Here is a 17,169-nt window from a genome sequence, read left to right on the forward strand (position 1 = left end):
CCTTACACCTCTCTACTTTTATTTTGAAAACCGACTGGTCTCTTTCTGATACTGCTTTCCAGTACTGTCTGATACATCTGTATCGTCTGGTCACGCATTTGTTCAAATAAGAAGTGACTCTCGTATTGAGTTCTACTGCACTGCCCCATTTGCTTCATGAGTTGAGGATCTGCAATCAGCGTCTTTACCTTTTGTATAAATGTATTTGTATCATTCCTCGGTATTAGAAAGCCGTTCTTTCCTTCTTCAATAAGTTCTCTCAGTCCTCCAACATCTGATGCAACGATCGGTAACCCGGCCCTCATTGCTTCAATGACACTGATAGGAAGACCTTCATGCCGGGAGATAAGTACAAAGAGATGAGAATCTGCCAATAGTTCTGGTATATTTCGCCTGTTTCCGAGAAAATGGACACGGTGTGCAATCGAACTTCTGGCTACCATATCCTTTATATCTTTCATCAAAGGTCCGTCCCCCACAAGATCCAGCTCCCAAGAAAGCTCTCTCATGCTTTCCAGTGCCATGAGCAGGAATCGGTGATCCTTTGGGGAAGCAAACCTTGCTACCATGATCAATTTCGGTATTGATCCCAATGGATTTCTTCGTAGATTCTCTGGAACATCAGGAACACTATTATGGATGGTCTGCATTTTTGATTCGTGAATGATCCGGTGCTTTAATGCTAACTGATGGTCGTAATCGGATACGGTTATGATTCCATTCGATATCTTGCCTGCATACCTTTCAAGAATTGTATAGACTCTCCTTTTCCTCTCAGGCACACCCTCAGAGAAGGCCCAGCCATGTGCTGTGAATACAGTTGGAACTCGGCAGATTTTCCCTGCCATTCTCCCCAGCATCCCCGCTTTCGAAGAATGTGTAGCCAGGATATCAGGTTTTAGCCTCTTCAACCATTTGCATAGCTCGTTCAATGCAAGCCAGTCTTGCATCGGGTTAATCTTTAATTGCAGATGGGTCAACTCTTCACATCTAATCCCATTCTTCTGAAGCTCATCGGTAACCGGCCCGCTCCCCATGGACAGAACGATTACTTCATGTCCCGCTCCCATAAGACTTAGAGAAAGATCGAGAACATGAACCTGAGCCCCCCCTACATCATCCATCCTGGTAATGAACTGAATAATTTTCACATGCTCCCCTCCTTTTGTTTAGGAATACCGACTACAATGCACCAAGGTAAGGCAAGCAGCAGCCAAAAATGACGCCAATGTAATGTATCAATAAAGAAACTATTGAAAAGCAGTCCTACAATGGATGCAAGTATCACAACAAAATATCCCTGATACATCCCTTCTGTCATTCGTAAATTTCGGAAGCAAGTCAACATACTCAGCCCGACGAAACCAAGGAATGAGATAAATCCCAGAAATCCATTTTCCGTGAGGATCCTCACATATAAACTATGAGTAGAGTGATTGAACATCATTTCCGATTGCCCGGACCCCACACCTAAAGGATGGGTCATGGCTACTTCCAAAGATTCCTTCTGTTTATCAAACCGAGTATTATCGTATTCCTGATATCCCAAGCGCTCATGAAACAGATCGACCAAATCAGTAGAGGCCATCACAAAGTAGAGTATGGGAAGGGAGGAAATGATCAGAAGAATGATGATACCGATCCGTTTGTTGATATTCCCTTTAAAAAATACGAAATAAATGAACAATGCGACAACAAGGTGACCCCAGGCAGCACGGGAGAAGCTTAGTGAAACGGCTAACGTGAGAACTATGAAACTGATGAACATCAATGCCTTCACCTTTTCTCTCCCTGTTTCCATCTCAATCTTCAGCAACAGGAAAAGGGCCGCAGGAATCACAAAGGGACCGAACACATTTGGATCTTTAAACATCGACTTTATTCGGCCTTCCCACATAAAAAGATCTGAAAACGGAAACAGATGAAAGAATGAACCGAGACCGATTAAGGCCGCTGCCATGGCAGCAATAATGTACCCATTGAATATGGCCTCTACCGCTTTTTCTTTATAAAAGGAGACCACACTCCCGATACACATCCAAGTCAAGACAAGGTAGAAGGTGATGACACTATAGTTGAGACCATGGATTGGGTCCTTTGCAAAATAAAGAGAAGCCAGGTTACACGTGATAAATAGGATTAATAGAAGCATCGGAGCTGGGAACTCCATTGCAAAGGGAATCATCTTCTTCATAGTTAACGCGATTAGGATGATTAACAGAACATCATAGGGAGAGGGTTCTACCAATACGATCGAGCTGCAAGCCAATGTAAAATAGAGAAACGCATTCAGCCATCCTGGAAGAGATTCATTTAGCTTCACTGGCTTCAACTCCTATTTCGCATTCGAACTGATCTTGTTTTACTCCCTTTGTTCTCATTGCATACCAGGCAAGAAAAGCAACAACCAGATATCCGGCGGAACCAAGAACACTTAAACATAGCAAGCTTTGGATGGATGAAAATTGGGAATGAGTCGAGACCAAAACAGCCAGCAATAGGAGACCGAAGCGAATGATTTCTCCAATCAGTTGTAAATTCTGAGCCTCAAAGACAAAAAAATTGGCTGTAATCGGATTAACAACCATTTGGAAGAAAAAGAGGATGGCCATTACTTGAATGTATGTCCCTGATTCAATCCAACTCTCGCCAAACACATGACCAAACGTCCATGGTGCTGCCAAAACAATGATGCAAATGACCAAGAAGCTTATACCGGACAGCTTCCAAACCATTTGCCAAAAAAGAGTATTCAATGGTGTGGTAGTCGAACGTATTTGTTTAGTCGCGCTGGCAAAATAAACCTGCTTCACTGAAAACCCGATCAAGGCGTCGGGAATGGAAAGGACCCGTTGACCTAACATATATAGGCCAGCAGCTTTTGAACCAAAGGATGCGGCGATAAAGAATACAGGCAAATGCCCGCTGGCAACACTCAATATGGACGACCAGCTGGATATGAGTGGAAAATACTTATATCGATTGGCCAAGTCCCTCATTTTCTTGAGAGTGATTGTATGAAAGCGAGCTTTGATCGATTCAAAAGAAAGCCGGAGCACAGTACCGCTTCCTACCACTCTTCCTACTACCTCTCCCATTACCAAACCGACCGGCCCAAATTGGAGAAGACCCAGACCTATTTGCGAGAATACTTGACTCATATTCATAAACACCTTCCCCTTTGCCATGAAGGGATAGGCTTCTCTTCTGATTAGCCATGTATTCAACACTTGGAATATACCAAATCCGAATAAACTCAAAGGCAATAGCCATAAATATTCTTCTAAATGGGGAATATTCACGATGGATGCTACGGAATGACGGAACAACCACACCCCCATCAAGCATAGAACACTCATTCCGGATACGATGATGAGTGAAAGACTTAAGAGATTAACCGCATCATCTTCATCCCTCGGAAGCGGGATAGCCGATTCATATAGTAAGGAAGCCATCACTGAAGTCGTGTATAAGATGGAGACATAGATTGAATACCCACCAAATTCTTCAGGTGTATACAGTCGAGTCAACAACGGAGTCGTTAACACGATAACAATGAGAGAAATGGCTGTTCCTGAAACGAGTATGGAGACATTTCGAAAGAAGTTTCCCTTTAACATAAGAGCTTTTAATTGTTTTATGAATTTCATCTCCTTGTACCACCTTATTCACGTATAACTTCAAGGAACGGCATGATTACCTGAATCCTATTAATCTCTGTTTTTTCCTTATTTTCTCTGGTGTAAAGCTGGTGAAATCCATGCCATTGGCAATATACACCGCATTGGCACGAAAATAGTTAGTATACATAGCCGAAAACTCATGTTGAATCGCTTGATATGCTTCACTTAATGTAAAGGTTCTAGAATGGTGATTGTGAGCGTCTGAAGCCACAACATGAACATGGTTATATTTAATCAATTCATACGCAAACTTTTGAATACTCCTGCCGAACTTACCTAAGATACTTCCCGCATTCACCTGAAATAGGGCTCCTTTTTGAAATAACGAATAGAGCAGCTCCGGCTTCTTCCTCAACTCTTCATTCCGTTCAACATGGGCAATGATCGGTACGTATCCCACCAATTGAAGCTTATAAAGAATCATCTCCGTATAGGAGGGAAAATGGCTATTAGGGAGTTCGATCAGCACGTACTTATTCGTTTCATTCAGCGTTAACAGAATAGAGTCCAATTTCTGCAAATCCTCTGCAACTTCCCCGTATAAATGAATTTCCATTCCGGGAAGTATAGTAAGGGGGATGTGTCGCTTCTTCAATTCCCGATTCAGTTCCATCACTTGATGGATAATACGATCCCCTTGATTAAAATGGATTCCATTCCCTTGATGGGGAGTGGCAATGACATGGGAGATTCCCGACTCTGCGGCTTGTCCTGCCATTAAAATCGATTCTTCAAGAGTTCCGGGTCCATCATCGATACCATGCAAGATGTGGTTGTGTATATCTACAATCACACTGATTCCTCCTCTGTTAAAACGATTAATAGTAATACTGAACTTTCTTGGATGGAGCGATTTCATTCAGGATGGTACCGAGTATTTCCGTTTTCACCTGCTGTAGCTGCTGAATCCCATCGGCCACTTCATCACGTTTGGACTTCTGTGCATTCACCACAAAGATACATCCATCCACCTTGTTTGCTAATGCCAACGAATCCGAAACAACCATAGGCGGACTGTCAATAATGATATATTCGTACTCTTTCTTCAGCTCCTGCAGCAATTGGTCCATTCTCTTGGATGAAAGGAGCTCTGTAGGATTCGGAGGGATGATCCCTGCGACGATGACGGAAAGATTCGGAATATGCGTTCCTGATACAATTTCTTTCGCTGTAGAATATCCTTCTAAATAAGAAGTAACCCCTTTTCTGCTACTGACACCGAAGAGGAATTGCCCATCCGGTCTCCTTAAATCGCAATCGATGTACACCGTTTTCTTATTGTCCAGTGCCATGACAATCGCCAGGTTTGCACTGGTCAATGATTTCCCTTCGTTTGGATGCTTACTTGTCACCATTAATGCAGAAGAAGCATTGGCTCTCGTCTTGTACTGAACAATCGTCCTTAGAGAACGATAAGCTTCTGCTAGTGGGGAATGTACCTCTCCTGCTTTTAATAAGTGCTGAGATAAATCCCCTCCCATCTTTTTAGCTTTCTTCATATGAGGGATCCCACTCAATACTGGAAGGGATAATGCGTCTTCCACCTCATGTATGGTTATTAATTTCATATCGAAGTGTTTCCTATAGAGAACCCATGTAGCAGACAAAATAAACCCAATGACCATAGACAGAAGGATGTTAATCATTTTATTGGGACGGACTGGTTTTTCACTTGGACTTGCAGATGAGAGGACATGGACATTGTCTATATCCATTACTTCCTTTACTTCTTCTTTAAACGTTGTAGCCACGTCATTGGCGATATCTGCAGCTCTTTCAGCATTTGGACTTTCAGCGATGATGGAAATGATTTGAGAGTTTTCATTGGTGACGACTCTTGTTTGTTTCACAAGTTCTTCCTTACTGATACTATGATCAAGCTTCTCCTCGACCTTATCCATGATTCGATCACTTTTGATCATAATGCTATAGGTTTCAATCAACCGTATGTTGATTTCCACTTCATTCAGGGATAAATCTTCACCATTTCCTTTCACTACCGTTCCATTGACCAAGAGATCTGTCTTGGATTCATACATAGGAGAAAGCCAGAAAAACGTGATGAGTGCCCCCAGGACCGTCGTGAGTAATGTGGTAAGGAAAATGAATTTCGAACCGTTTTTTAACTCTTTTAAAATAACTTGATAATTAAATGATTGCTCCACCCCTACACTCCTTTCAACCTCCGTGGTTCTCTAATAAGAACCCTTACGCCGCAAAACAGTAACGATTGTCTTTAAGAGGATCTTAAAATCCAACCGAAGAGATTGATTATAAACGTAATATAAATCGTAGGCTATTTTCTGACCGTGGTTGATATCGGAACGACCATTTACTTGAGCATACCCGGTCATTCCTGGTTTTACAAATAATCGCTGTTCCTGTTGATCATCATAATACCGGGTGATAGCTGGTACTTCCGGTCTTGGACCTACCATACTCATCTCACCCTTCAGAACATTCAATAGTTGCGGGATTTCATCGAGGCTTGTTTTGCGAAGGATCTTTCCCAAGGTGGTAATATTCGGATTCGTTTCTCCTTTGAACACAAAGTCTTCAGGGACTTTATCCTTCCATCCGTACTTCACTTCACCTGATTCCCTCATGGTTCGAAATTTATAAATCGTAAAGGGAATATGATTGATGCCTGTCCGGGTTTGTTTAAATATGACCGGCCCCCCATCAATCAGCATGATGAGCACGTATAGGAGGAGAAAGATCGGGCTTAATAGTATAATTGACAACAAACTGATGACGACATCCATCACCCTCTTACCGTTCAACTTTTCTATGTGAGACTTCATACCCAATCGTTCGATTGTAACGCTTTCTTCATGAATTTTATTCGGTTCTATCAATATTCCTCACCTCCTTCAAAAAGTAATGAGATTGAATGATATTCTACTATATTGAGGATAAGGACTAAATATTCATTACTTGTTATCTATTTATTGTTCCCACACCTCCCTTTAGTCATTTAGAACCTCAAATTGGTAAATTAAGTTATATTATTCGACACCCATTTCTATTTCCCCTCTTTTTTCCCGAATAAAACTGAAAAAAGAGAAAGATTCATGACTTTAAGAACCTTTCTCTTACACACACTATTCTTTTTTCGTACCTTTCGCAGTCCGCTCTATATACTCCAACGCTGCTTGCAACTGCAAATCGTTCTTTTCATTCTGAACCGCTTCAAGTATTTCCTTCTGCAATCTTTCTCCGGTTTTCGCATCAATGACGCCCGTGACGTCCAGACTTGCTTGGATTTGGAAATCCTTTACCGCCTTTGCAGTCTTCTTACTGAAGTATCCATCGGTCCGATCAGGAGTGAATCCCAATCCTTGGAGCATCTCCTGTGCGTTTTTCACCTGTTCGTTGTTTGCGCCTTCTTCCAGAGGTTTCTCTACCTGAAGAGGATGGGCATAGAAGTAGGATGGTTGTCTGACTGGTATATCCGGTTTGATCCCCTTCTTGTGAATCCAATTCCCATTCGGCGTCAGCCATTTGAACATCGTCAGCTTGATGTTGCTGCCGTCTCCCATCGGTACTGCCTGTTGGACGGTCCCTTTGCCGAAGCTCTTTGTCCCGATCAGTGGGTATCCTTCCGCTTCCTTCAACGCTCCTGCAAGGATTTCGGATGCAGATGCGCTTCCCTCATCGATGAGGACCACCACTGGATATGCTTTTCTTTCCTTGCTGTTGGAGAAAGATTTCAGCACCTCACCGCTTCGTTCCTGAATTTGGACATACGGTTTTTTCTCTGTAACGAACTGTTTGAGGATCTCTTCCACGCTTGATAGGAGACCGCCCGGGTTGCCCCTTACATCAAGGACCAGCCCTTCTACCTTTTTCTTCTCTAGTTCTGCCAGCTGCTTTTTAAAATCGACGGCGGTGTTTTCCGAGAAAGTGGTAATTTGAATATAACCCGTCTTCTTCCCATTGACTTCCTTCACATCCGACATCACCGTCTCAACCGGAATATCGTCCCGTTTTACGGACACTTCGATTGGATCCGAGAGTCCTTCCCTCGTAATCTCCAATTTTACCTCTGTCCCTTTCTTCCCCCTGATCTTCAACGTTGCTTCATAAAGATCAAGGCCATCGATGCTGTTTCCATCCACCTTGACGATCCGGTCATTCGGCTTCAACCCTGCTTTTTCAGCAGGTGAATTTTTAAACGGCGCCACGATAATGAGCTTTCCGTCCATGATGGTGACCTCTGCCCCGATCCCTTCAAAGGAAGAATCCAATGCGTCATTAAATTGCGAAGCAGTCTCAGCATTCATGTAAACAGAGTACGGATCATCCAGGGTTTTCAGCATCCCCTGAATTGCTCCTTCCACGAGCTGTCCCTTATCTACATCTTGAAAGAACTTATCGCTGATGAGATCATAAGCGACTTCCACCTTGTGGAGCTTGTCATTTAGCTCACCTTTTCCATTAAACTGAGTAGGCTCGTCCCCTGCCAAGTCCGTCCATTCCAAGCCGCCATACATTCCTCCTGCACCGATCAGCATACTAATGATGATGGTGATGATGTGCTTTCTGCCCGTCCACTCCATATATTCCCCTCCAGCTACTCGTTTGTTTATGGTCAGGATGACAAAAGCCTGATGAAGAAGAAAGCTTTCCACCCAACGAAAAAAGACACCACACAAAAACGCGTTAAGGCGGTGCGATGTCTTTGCTTATCTAACTATATGCCCGAGGGGGACGAGTTATGAATGACAGGAAATTATTTAATACCCGTCACCACTTTCTGGACTTTATGGTTATTAAGATGGGAAGAAATGATCCCTCCCCACTTTTCAAATTCTACTAGAAACCCATCATGGCCGAATGACGTTGGGATAAAGTAGTGTTCTCCTAGTTGGATTTGGTTTGTGAAGTCCTTTAAGTATTGAGGGGAATAGATCAAATCACCCTCGTAGCCGATGGAGATCAGCTCGCATTGATACGATTCAGCGACTTTTTCCACGCCTCCCCTTTCTCTTCCAATATCATGGGTATTCATGGCTTTCAGAAGGGTAAGATAGCTATTGGGATCAAAACGCTTCCCGAGTTTCTTTCCTTGATAATCCAGATAACTTTGGATATTAAATTGCTCATTGGTCTTCTCCCGCTTGAAACGCTGATCGAACAACTCCTGCGTTCGATAGGTCACCATGCCTACCATTCTGGCAATCTCTAATCCTTTTAAACTGGCACCGTGTGGATAGTGCCCATCGTGAAAATCGGGATCTCCTTCAATCGCTGTGATTCCAATATGATTAAAGGCGATGCCGTAATCATTTAATGCAGGCGAGACGGCAAGGGCGAAGACTTTTTTGATATAAGAAGGATACAGGACTCCCCACTCAAGCGCCTGCATTCCCCCCAGTGAACCTCCGATCACGGCTTCGATATGGTCGACGGACAGCCTCTTTAACGCTTCAAATTGGGCTTGGACCATATCCCTTATCGTAATGTGCGGAAAATCGGAACCGTAACGCTCTCCGGATTCGGCATTGAGAGACGTCGGCCCCGTGCTTCCTTCACACCCTCCCAGTACATTAAAGGCAATTACATTGAAGCTGTCGGTATCAATATACGACCCGGGACCGATCAGTCCATCCCACCAACCACGGTCTTCCCTCGTCCCTGTCACTATATGGGTACCGGTAAGGGCGTGGCATACAAGGATGACGGGCCCTTCTTTATTTCCTGTACGTTCATATGCCAGATTTACATTTTTCATCGTGATGCCTGACTCTAATGTGAGGGATGGGATGGTAATGGAGCTGACTTCGTACGAATATGAGCTCTCCATTCCTCCACCTCCTTTTTGGTGTTGTTTGGGGTGATGAGGGCACCCCGGTTTTCGTTAAGGTGAGCTGATTGGCGTCTTCGATTCCATTGAAATGGCCAGCGTGAACAGGTTTCGCTGATATATTTGACATTTCGCTGATAAAAGGTCCGATTTCGCTAATATATTGAAAATATCGCTGATAAAATCAGATTTTCGCTGATATCTTTCATACCCAGGCCCAGTATGCCCTGTCATTAGCGTCCATCCCCTGATTTTCGTGAATATTACACCCGTGACGTCTCCAACGCAACTTCAATCGCATGATCCAGATCTTCAATCAGGTCCTTCGCAGATTCCAACCCGACGGAAAGCCTCACCAGATCCTCCGTGACACCCGTAGCACGGATCTCCTGATCATTTAATTGCTGATGCGTTGTGGAAGCAGGATGGATGATCAGTGATTTCGCATCCCCGACGTTGGCTACATGGGACCAGAGGGAGATGTTATCAACCACTTTCCGTCCTGAATCCCTCCCCCCTTTGATCCCGAATACAACAATGGAACCCGATCCATTTTTCAAGTATTTTTGCGCCAGTGCGTAGGAAGGATGTTGCGGAAGTCCGGGATAGGATACCCATGCGACACCGCTATGCTGATCCAGGTGCTCTGCAATCTTCAAGGCATTTTCTGTATGACGCTCAATGCGGAGGTGCAGGGTTTCCAGTCCTTGCAGTAACAGGAACGCGTTCTGAGGACTTAAACATGCCCCGAGATCACGGAGGAGCTGCACTCGAAGTTTGGTGATGAACGCCGCCGGTCCTACATCTTGGGCGTAGCGAAGTCCGTTGTAGCTTCTGTCCTCTTCTGTGAATCCAGGGAATTTTTCATGATTCCAGTCAAACTTACCACCGTCTATGACCACACCACCTATCGCCGTACCGTGACCTCCGATCCACTTTGTGGCTGAATGGATGACGATATCCGCTCCCCACTCGATTGGCTTGCACACATATGGGGTGGCAAATGTGTTATCGATGATGAGCGGAATATGGTTATCATGAGCCACTTTCGCGACCGCCTCGATGTCCAGGACATGGAGGCTTGGATTCCCGATTGTCTCAGCGAATATGGCTTTCGTTTTCGGCGTAATCGCTTTACGGAAGTTCTCCGGATCAGTTGGATCTACGAAATGGACTTTGATGCCGTATTTCGGTAGAGTCGTAGAGAATAAATTATACGTACCGCCGTAGAGATTCGTGGCTGCCACGATTTCATCCCCGGCACCGGCGATATTCAGAATGGATAGGGAGATAGCCGCCATTCCAGATGAAACCCCAAGGGCTCCGATGCCCCCTTCTAATAGGGCAAGGCGTTTCTCGAGCACATCAACGGTCGGATTCATGATGCGGGTATAGATATTACCTGGCTCTTCCAGAGCGAATAGTTTGGCTGCATGGTCGCTGTTGTCGAAAACATAGGAAGTGGTTTGATAGATAGGTACCGCTCTTGAGCCTGTGGCTGGGTCCGGCTCTTGGCCGCCGTGAAGAAGCAGAGTGTCGAAATCGAATGATTTGGTCATTTGGAATTCCTCCTAGAGTTTTTTGGATTTGGCGTAAGGTTTCTTTTGTTCACCTGTTGAATAGGATGGTTTTTTCAGCTGCTGAAAATCGGGTCGAGTTCACCTGCTGAACATTTGCAGAAAATCAGCAGCTGAACATCTCCAAACATTCTCCTGCTGAGCACAAATACTGAAGAAGATAGAAGAGGAAAAAACAAAAAACCCTCTTCCTAAGAAGAGGGTCTAATTTAATAGGGTCCTCCTCTTATCTTTCAGGCAGATCGCCTGCAGGAATTAGCACCTTTTCATGTGACGCCTTTCGCGTACATGAAGGTTGCCGGGTTTCATCGGGCCTAGTCCCTCCACCTCTCTGGATAAGAGCATATAGTTGTCAATGTGAAAATTCTTGCGTTGAGATGAATTATAAAGGGTAACCAGCATCAACGTCAAGGGTATTTTCAGAATTTTTTATTTTTTCACCGAAACTGCGATCGCTTCGGTAAATTGAGCTACGATGTCTTCACTATCCTCGATGCCCAACGATATTCGCACCACATGGGTGTTGATGCCAAGTTTCTCCTGTGCCTCTTTCGGGAGAGCACGGTGCGACGTTCCAAGCGGATACGATACCGTGGTTTCCACGCCTGCCAGAGACGGGATGATCTTGATCCAGCCAATTGATTTGAAGAATGTGCTGATGTCACATGTTTGCTCAAGTTCAATCGTCACAATCGCCCCATTTCCTTTTTCTGATAGGTTCGTTGGATAATAGACCGATTTCACTTGTTCATTTTTACGTAGCTCTTCAGCGAGAGTCCCGGCATTATGTGCCTGGGTGCCGACTCTCAGTGCCAGCGTCTTGGCTCCGCGACATGTCAACCAGGCTTCGAATGGGCTTAGGTTTGATCCAATGTTGACCACCTTTTCTTTTGCCTTTTGGACGAGTTCTTCGTGACCTACGACTACCCCTGCTGTGATATCGCTGTGTCCCCCGATATATTTCGTAGCGCTGTGAGCGATCAGGTCAATACCCTCAAGGAAAGGTTGACGCAGATATGGGGTGGCAAACGTATTGTCGATCATCGTTTTCAAGTCATGTCTTTCCGCCAAAGCTACCATGCCGGGAATATCTTCTACACGCATAAAAGGATTCGTAACGGTCTCACTGTATAGCAACTTGGTTTGCGGTGTGATTGCTGCCTCTATTTCGTTCACACTTGTAAAATCTACGAAAGATGTGGAAATACCGAATGAATTTAATTCTTCTTTCAGCATATGGAACGTGCCGCCATATAAATCCTCCGCTGCCACGATATGATCTCCAGACTGAACCACTGCGAGGATTCCCACAAGGATGGCTGACAGTCCCGAGGACGTAGCGACTCCTGCAGGCGCTCCTTCTAGGTCCGCCACCATCTTTCCAAGTTCATCAGTGTTGGGGTTTCCCGTTCTTGTATAGAGGTAGGGAGACTTCCCTTCATAAAAACCCTCCAGCTCTTCAAGTGATGTAAAAGAAAAAGCTGAGGTCTGATAGATTGGCGTTGTCTTACTGCGGATTTCCTGCGTTCCTTTCAATTGGCTATGTACGACTTTGGTGGTGAACTTCATATCCCTGTCATCCTTCCTGAATCTATGTATTTTAAAAAGTGTACCATATTCAGAAGATTGTGAGGAGTGAGAGGATTCCGGTTCTATAAAAAAAGGACCCGTTGCTTAACTGCAACAGGCCCCTGTGGATCAAACGTTTTCTAAACAGCCGATCAGACGATTTTCGATGTCCAATGCCAGACGTTTCAGTTCATCATTGTCCACCATTTCAATCAGCTTGCTCGGTTTCGCCATACCGATCTTGGTTGCTCCGCCTTCTGTGTATACCGTCACTTTACAAGGCAGGAAGTAACTTACGAGCATGCTTTCTTCCAGCACTTTTTTGGCTTCGTGTGGATTGCATACTTCGAGCACGACCACTTCCTCGTTGAAGTCCAGCCCCTTATCCTGGAGCTTCCCGGCAAGGTCAAGATTCCACAGAACACCGAAACTCTCTTCTTTAAGTGCGCTCTCGACAGCTGTCACCGCTTCTTTCACATTCATTGAAACTTCTTTAGTGTAATGGAACATATTGATCCTCCTTTATATGTCATGGTTACTTATACCTCACAGCGTATGTAACGAAACCAGGTCCGTCCCTTCCATTATTCCATCTGTTCGACCATTTTACCCATCATTTCTTCGTTCATGGGTCCGACAATTTTATGTTGAATGATGCCGCCCGTGTCGATCATATAGGTGGTCGGGATTGTAAAGGCACGGTAATCGTCCCCGATATCACCCTTTTCATCCATGAGGATCGGGAAGGTGAGTTCATAGCCGTCGACAAATTGCTGGACCGCCTTCTTTCCGTCATCCTGAGAAGTCAGATTGACAGCCAGGATTTCGACATTTTCTTTTTTCGCATGTTTTTCATAGTACTGCTGCATATGGGGCATTTCAGCTTTACATGGCGGACACCATGTGGCCCAGAAATTCAGGATTACTTTTTTGCCCTGATAGTCCGACAGCTTGACCTTTTCACCATCTAAAGTGGTCAAGGTGAAATCGGGGGCTCGGTCACCCTTTGTCAGCCCTTGCTGCGCATTGGATAAATCCATCGATTCTTTCGCTAATTGCGCCGCTTCTTCCTTTGCTTTCTTTTCCTGCTGATCCTGGAACAGGTTCACCAGAAAAATCCCAATGAGCAGGGCAACGATCACCAGGGCAAAATTCCGTTTATTCAATATGCTTCCTCCTTCCATATAGTAAGATGAGATAGATCATGACAGCAAGATACGTCCAGGTAACGGTAGTAAAAGCAAATCCTTCAAGAATCGATTGAAAAAAGAATTGAAGGAGTGTAAAGACAATAACAAATTGCACTGCCCACAGATCCCATTTTGGGCCATTTGATTTTTTTAATAAAAATACGAGGAGTGTACCGTTGGTGATAAAATGTATAACCGCTAAGAGAAAGTCCAGCTCCAAAAGATGATAAACCATTTCAAAGAAAACGACAGTACTTATCCAGGAAGTGATGACGTTTGTCGAGCTCACTCTCTTTTTTAAATAAATGTAGATCAGCGTCGTCAGTATCCCCAGCCAATACCCAATCTTGCCTCCATGAAAGTAAAGGATCGTCAGGGGATGTTCGATGACCATCGGATAATCTACAACTATGACACTTAGCTTCCATACGATTATAAAGATAAAAACCGCACTTGAATACCAGTCGCTCGCTTCTCTATTCCAGAAATACAGGAATAGATACGTCAGAATGAGGGAGGCGAGGATGCCTCCCCAAGAAGACGGGAAAGTGAAGGAGCCTATGGTGTACCATGTTTCAGCCATCAACCCCTACTCCCTTCAACGACAAACGTTTTTTCTCACGACAATATAATAGACCGATGGATCCAGATGCCCAACCGTTGTCGTGAAGCCCGCTGAATTGAGCTGACGTTCCAGCTTCTCAGAAGCAATCCTTTCATCCAGGGGTGGCCCCATTTCTGATTCGACCGCTTCCCAATCAAAGATCAGCCAGATCCCGTCGTCTTTCAACATATCATGAAGATCTTGAAAGACTTTAATCAAATCAGGTACTTCGTGTAGCACGAAAGCAGATACAACCTTATCTAACGTTTTCTTGTTGAAGCTAAGATACTCAAGTGATGATTTCACATAAACGATATTATCAATCTGTTCTTCCGTTGCACGATGTTTCAGATACTCAAGCATCTCTTGCTGCAAATCCACTGCCTGTACCTTTGTTTCCAACTTTCGAGCGATCGGAAGGGTTAAATAGCCATTTCCACAGCCCAGGTCTGCAACAATATCATCAGAGTTTAATTGTAGCAGTTCTAAAACTTTGTCTACCGGCACAAGTTCTTGTCGTTTGGGATCAAGAAGTTTTGAAGCTTTGTGATGTTCAAATAAGTGTCCCGTCATTGAAAATACTCCGTTCCATTAAATACCCCACATTGTATTATAATCTTAAATCTCCAACTTACAATCAAGTTATTTACTCATAGTGTACCCCTTAGTTGAATTATTACAGAAATGGTGGTGGAGTGTGTGTCTAAAAGTTGAATTTATCTAATGAAAAAGGACCCTTCTTGTAGAGAAGGATCCTTTCAACTAGATTGACGATTTTTTATGTAATTTTCCTATTCCATTTCCGATGAAGAAAAGATCTTATGCTGCTTTTATACCTTCCAGTATCAGCATGAAATATTTCACACTGTCTCCGCCGCGCTGGTTGATAATTTCAATATCCTGTAAAACCTTTTCAACTTCTTCAGCACCGACAGACTTGAGTAACATGTCACTGACTTCTTCCGCAGTATACCGGCCGATCTGGGTATACTTTAGTGCCGTACGATTTCTTCTGCAAAAACTTCTTAATTGTCTTTTTATACTAGCTAACTCCAATACTATCATCCTTCTTGCAGGTTCAACTCATACCATTACGAGCCTTAAAGATAAAAATAACCTACCAAAAGGCAGGCTAAATCATACTGGAATAATGCTCGAATCAGTATTCATTGCTTCCATTATTTCGGTAACCCGGCGATCATTATTTTAATAAAATGGCAGACCCGTGGCTTTGCGTCCTAATTTTTCAATTAGTTTGCCTTTTTCGAAAATCATATAAATATAGTGTCATTATACTAGAAGAATTATGAAATGAAAACAGTATAACGTAATATGCTGATGATTTCTTCCTAATATAGTGGGTATATAGGATATTTTAAAAACCCCGTTCTGTTCGAGAACGGGGTTTCAAAACTTAAAAGTTAATATATTGACGTGGATCTACAGCATTAGAATGAGATGCATTCCATGTGCCTCTGTGAAGCTCGAAGTGTAAATGCTGACCGAAAGAGAAGCCTGTATTACCCATGTAACCAATTTGGTCACCTTTGTTTACGGCTTGTCCTGTGCTCACTAATGATGAAGACATGTGAGCATATACAGTCGTGAACGTTTGACCGTTGATAGAGTGAGTAATGTATACGACATTACCATAGCTTGAGCTGTAGTGGCTCTTAATGACGTATCCATCTGCAGCTGCAGAAATTGGAACACTTCCGCGTGCCGCAATGTCAGTACCGTAGTGGAATCTTCTTTCACCATTTAAGACATCCCAGCCAAAATTGGTTGTGATTGTTCCATGAGCTGGAGCCGTCCAAGCACCTGAACTTACTGGTGTACTTGGGGTTGATGATGAGCCACCACTGTTGCTTGATGTAGCCTCTGCGCGCTTAGCTGCTTCAGCTTCTGCCTGACGTTTACGTTCGATTTCACGCTGACGGGCAAGTTCTGCTAAACGGGCTTGCTCTGCCTGGATTTCACCTTCAAGCTGGTGCTCCATTTGAGAAAGTTCTTCCGATTCTTTTTCAAGATCGGCTTTTTCAACTTTTAATGTTGCTTGTTGAGCTTCTAATTGTTTAAACAATTGAGCCTTTTTAGCTTTTTGGCTGTTCAGGTCCTGTTTTAATGATTCAAGATTCGCTTTTGCACTTTCAAGTGATTCAAGTTTCTTTTCTACTTGAGCCTGCTTCTTTTCTAATTCAGCTTGATCTCGTTTTTGCTCATCCATGATCTTTTTATCTGCGTTGACAATCGTATTAACTGCTGTTACACGGTTGATAAAGTCACCAAAGCTTTCCGCTCCAAGAAGTACATCTAAATAATTAGCAGATCCGCCCTTTTCCTGGATAGCACGGGCACGTTCTTTTAAAAGTTCGTTTCGCTCTTTGATTTTTTCTTTTAGTTCTTTGATATCTTTCTTTAGCTCATTAATTTCTGCAGTGGTTTCATCAATTTCTTTTGACTTTTCCACAATTTTTGTTTCTGTATCTTTTAACTTCGTACTGATTTCAGTGATTTGAGCTTGGATATCTTTTTGTTTATTGATGTTTTGATCAATTTGTGATTTTTTCTCATCAATCTTGCCATTGACCTCTTCTTTTTTAGAAGAAACATCGCCCTGCTGTTTCTTTAAGTCCTCCACGGAGGAGTTAGCGCTAGCAGTTGTAGCTAACGTTGGTAGACTTCCGATTGTTAATGCTGCTGCAATAGATAATGATACAAAATACTTCTTGTTCAA

General features: G+C 43.6%; 16 protein-coding genes and 2 riboswitches. All 16 genes read right to left on the minus strand.

Going from position 1 to position 17,169, the window contains the following annotated elements:
- Positions 1 to 2 precede the first annotated feature (2 nt).
- Entirely contained in the window at positions 3 to 1,151 is a 1,149-nt protein-coding gene (locus tag ACIGG7_RS19430; protein ID WP_397550723.1) for a glycosyltransferase family 4 protein, read from the minus strand.
- On the minus strand, positions 1,148 to 2,323 hold the full coding sequence (locus ACIGG7_RS19435) for an O-antigen ligase family protein (RefSeq protein WP_397550724.1): 1,176 nt from the start codon (positions 2,321 to 2,323) through the stop codon (positions 1,148 to 1,150). Before ACIGG7_RS19435 ends, ACIGG7_RS19430 begins: the two co-directional genes overlap by 4 nt.
- The gene (locus tag ACIGG7_RS19440; protein WP_397550725.1) at positions 2,310 to 3,650 is read right to left on the minus strand and encodes a lipopolysaccharide biosynthesis protein; all 1,341 of its coding nucleotides are present in this window, start codon (positions 3,648 to 3,650) and stop codon (positions 2,310 to 2,312) included. The genes ACIGG7_RS19435 and ACIGG7_RS19440 overlap by 14 nt, the downstream gene beginning before the upstream one ends.
- A 46-nt stretch (positions 3,651 to 3,696) precedes the next feature.
- Positions 3,697 to 4,476 (minus strand): tyrosine-protein phosphatase, encoded by a 780-nt coding sequence (locus tag ACIGG7_RS19445; protein WP_397550726.1) that lies wholly within the window; start codon positions 4,474 to 4,476, stop codon positions 3,697 to 3,699.
- A gap of 25 nt (positions 4,477 to 4,501) precedes the next feature.
- Positions 4,502 to 5,848, minus strand: a complete 1,347-nt coding sequence (locus ACIGG7_RS19450) for a tyrosine-protein kinase domain-containing protein (RefSeq protein WP_397550727.1) — start codon at positions 5,846 to 5,848, stop codon at positions 4,502 to 4,504.
- A 30-nt stretch (positions 5,849 to 5,878) separates the two neighbouring features.
- A complete protein-coding gene (locus tag ACIGG7_RS19455) occupies positions 5,879 to 6,541 on the minus strand; it encodes a sugar transferase (protein ID WP_397550728.1) in 663 nt (220 codons plus the stop codon).
- A gap of 246 nt (positions 6,542 to 6,787) precedes the next feature.
- The gene (locus ACIGG7_RS19460) at positions 6,788 to 8,245 is read right to left on the minus strand and encodes a S41 family peptidase (protein ID WP_397550729.1); all 1,458 of its coding nucleotides are present in this window, start codon (positions 8,243 to 8,245) and stop codon (positions 6,788 to 6,790) included.
- 173 nt (positions 8,246 to 8,418) lie between these two features.
- Complete coding sequence (gene metX / locus ACIGG7_RS19465) at positions 8,419 to 9,492, minus strand: homoserine O-acetyltransferase MetX (RefSeq protein WP_397550730.1); 1,074 nt, start codon at positions 9,490 to 9,492, stop codon at positions 8,419 to 8,421.
- Between the two features lie 263 nt (positions 9,493 to 9,755).
- Positions 9,756 to 11,051 (minus strand): O-acetylhomoserine aminocarboxypropyltransferase/cysteine synthase family protein, encoded by a 1,296-nt coding sequence (locus ACIGG7_RS19470; protein ID WP_397550731.1) that lies wholly within the window; start codon positions 11,049 to 11,051, stop codon positions 9,756 to 9,758.
- A gap of 241 nt (positions 11,052 to 11,292) precedes the next feature.
- A riboswitch (SAM riboswitch) is annotated at positions 11,293 to 11,411 on the minus strand.
- An 87-nt stretch (positions 11,412 to 11,498) separates the two neighbouring features.
- Positions 11,499 to 12,638 (minus strand): trans-sulfuration enzyme family protein, encoded by a 1,140-nt coding sequence (locus tag ACIGG7_RS19475; RefSeq protein ID WP_224944892.1) that lies wholly within the window; start codon positions 12,636 to 12,638, stop codon positions 11,499 to 11,501.
- Positions 12,639 to 12,767: 129 nt separating this feature from the next.
- Entirely contained in the window at positions 12,768 to 13,148 is a 381-nt protein-coding gene (locus ACIGG7_RS19480; RefSeq protein WP_397550732.1) for a DUF302 domain-containing protein, read from the minus strand.
- 74 nt (positions 13,149 to 13,222) lie between these two features.
- Positions 13,223 to 13,804 (minus strand): peroxiredoxin family protein, encoded by a 582-nt coding sequence (locus ACIGG7_RS19485; protein ID WP_397550733.1) that lies wholly within the window; start codon positions 13,802 to 13,804, stop codon positions 13,223 to 13,225.
- Positions 13,797 to 14,411 carry a hypothetical protein gene (locus ACIGG7_RS19490; protein ID WP_397550734.1) on the minus strand — a complete coding sequence of 205 codons (615 nt, stop codon included), beginning with the start codon at positions 14,409 to 14,411 and terminating at the stop codon, positions 13,797 to 13,799. Before ACIGG7_RS19490 ends, ACIGG7_RS19485 begins: the two co-directional genes overlap by 8 nt.
- A 15-nt stretch (positions 14,412 to 14,426) precedes the next feature.
- The gene (locus ACIGG7_RS19495; protein ID WP_397550735.1) at positions 14,427 to 15,005 is read right to left on the minus strand and encodes a class I SAM-dependent methyltransferase; all 579 of its coding nucleotides are present in this window, start codon (positions 15,003 to 15,005) and stop codon (positions 14,427 to 14,429) included.
- A 246-nt stretch (positions 15,006 to 15,251) separates the two neighbouring features.
- A complete protein-coding gene (locus ACIGG7_RS19500) occupies positions 15,252 to 15,488 on the minus strand; it encodes a hypothetical protein (protein WP_397550736.1) in 237 nt (78 codons plus the stop codon).
- 126 nt (positions 15,489 to 15,614) lie between these two features.
- Positions 15,615 to 15,702, minus strand: a riboswitch (cyclic di-GMP riboswitch).
- Positions 15,703 to 15,846: 144 nt separating this feature from the next.
- Positions 15,847 to 17,169, minus strand: coding sequence for a murein hydrolase activator EnvC family protein (locus ACIGG7_RS19505; protein ID WP_397550737.1), 1,323 nt, complete (start codon positions 17,167 to 17,169; stop codon positions 15,847 to 15,849).

Source organism: Rossellomorea sp. NPDC077527 (assembly GCF_044542955.1).
In the GTDB taxonomy this organism is placed as follows: Bacteria; Bacillota; Bacilli; order Bacillales; family Bacillaceae_B; genus Rossellomorea; species Rossellomorea aquimaris_E.

Bases quoted from the DNA above. Each gene is read 5' to 3' on its own strand.
- ACIGG7_RS19470 (WP_397550731.1), bottom strand. From the start codon at position 11,051: ATGACCAAATCATTCGATTTCGACACTCTGCTTCTTCACGGCGGCCAA.
- ACIGG7_RS19475 (WP_224944892.1), bottom strand. From the start codon at position 12,638: ATGAAGTTCACCACCAAAGTCGTACATAGCCAATTGAAAGGAACGCAG.
- ACIGG7_RS19440 (WP_397550725.1), bottom strand. From the start codon at position 3,650: ATGAAATTCATAAAACAATTAAAAGCTCTTATGTTAAAGGGAAACTTC.
- ACIGG7_RS19495 (WP_397550735.1), bottom strand. From the start codon at position 15,005: ATGACGGGACACTTATTTGAACATCACAAAGCTTCAAAACTTCTTGAT.
- ACIGG7_RS19490 (WP_397550734.1), bottom strand. From the start codon at position 14,411: ATGGCTGAAACATGGTACACCATAGGCTCCTTCACTTTCCCGTCTTCT.
- ACIGG7_RS19480 (WP_397550732.1), bottom strand. From the start codon at position 13,148: ATGTTCCATTACACTAAAGAAGTTTCAATGAATGTGAAAGAAGCGGTG.
- ACIGG7_RS19460 (WP_397550729.1), bottom strand. From the start codon at position 8,245: ATGGAGTGGACGGGCAGAAAGCACATCATCACCATCATCATTAGTATG.
- metX (WP_397550730.1), bottom strand. From the start codon at position 9,492: ATGGAGAGCTCATATTCGTACGAAGTCAGCTCCATTACCATCCCATCC.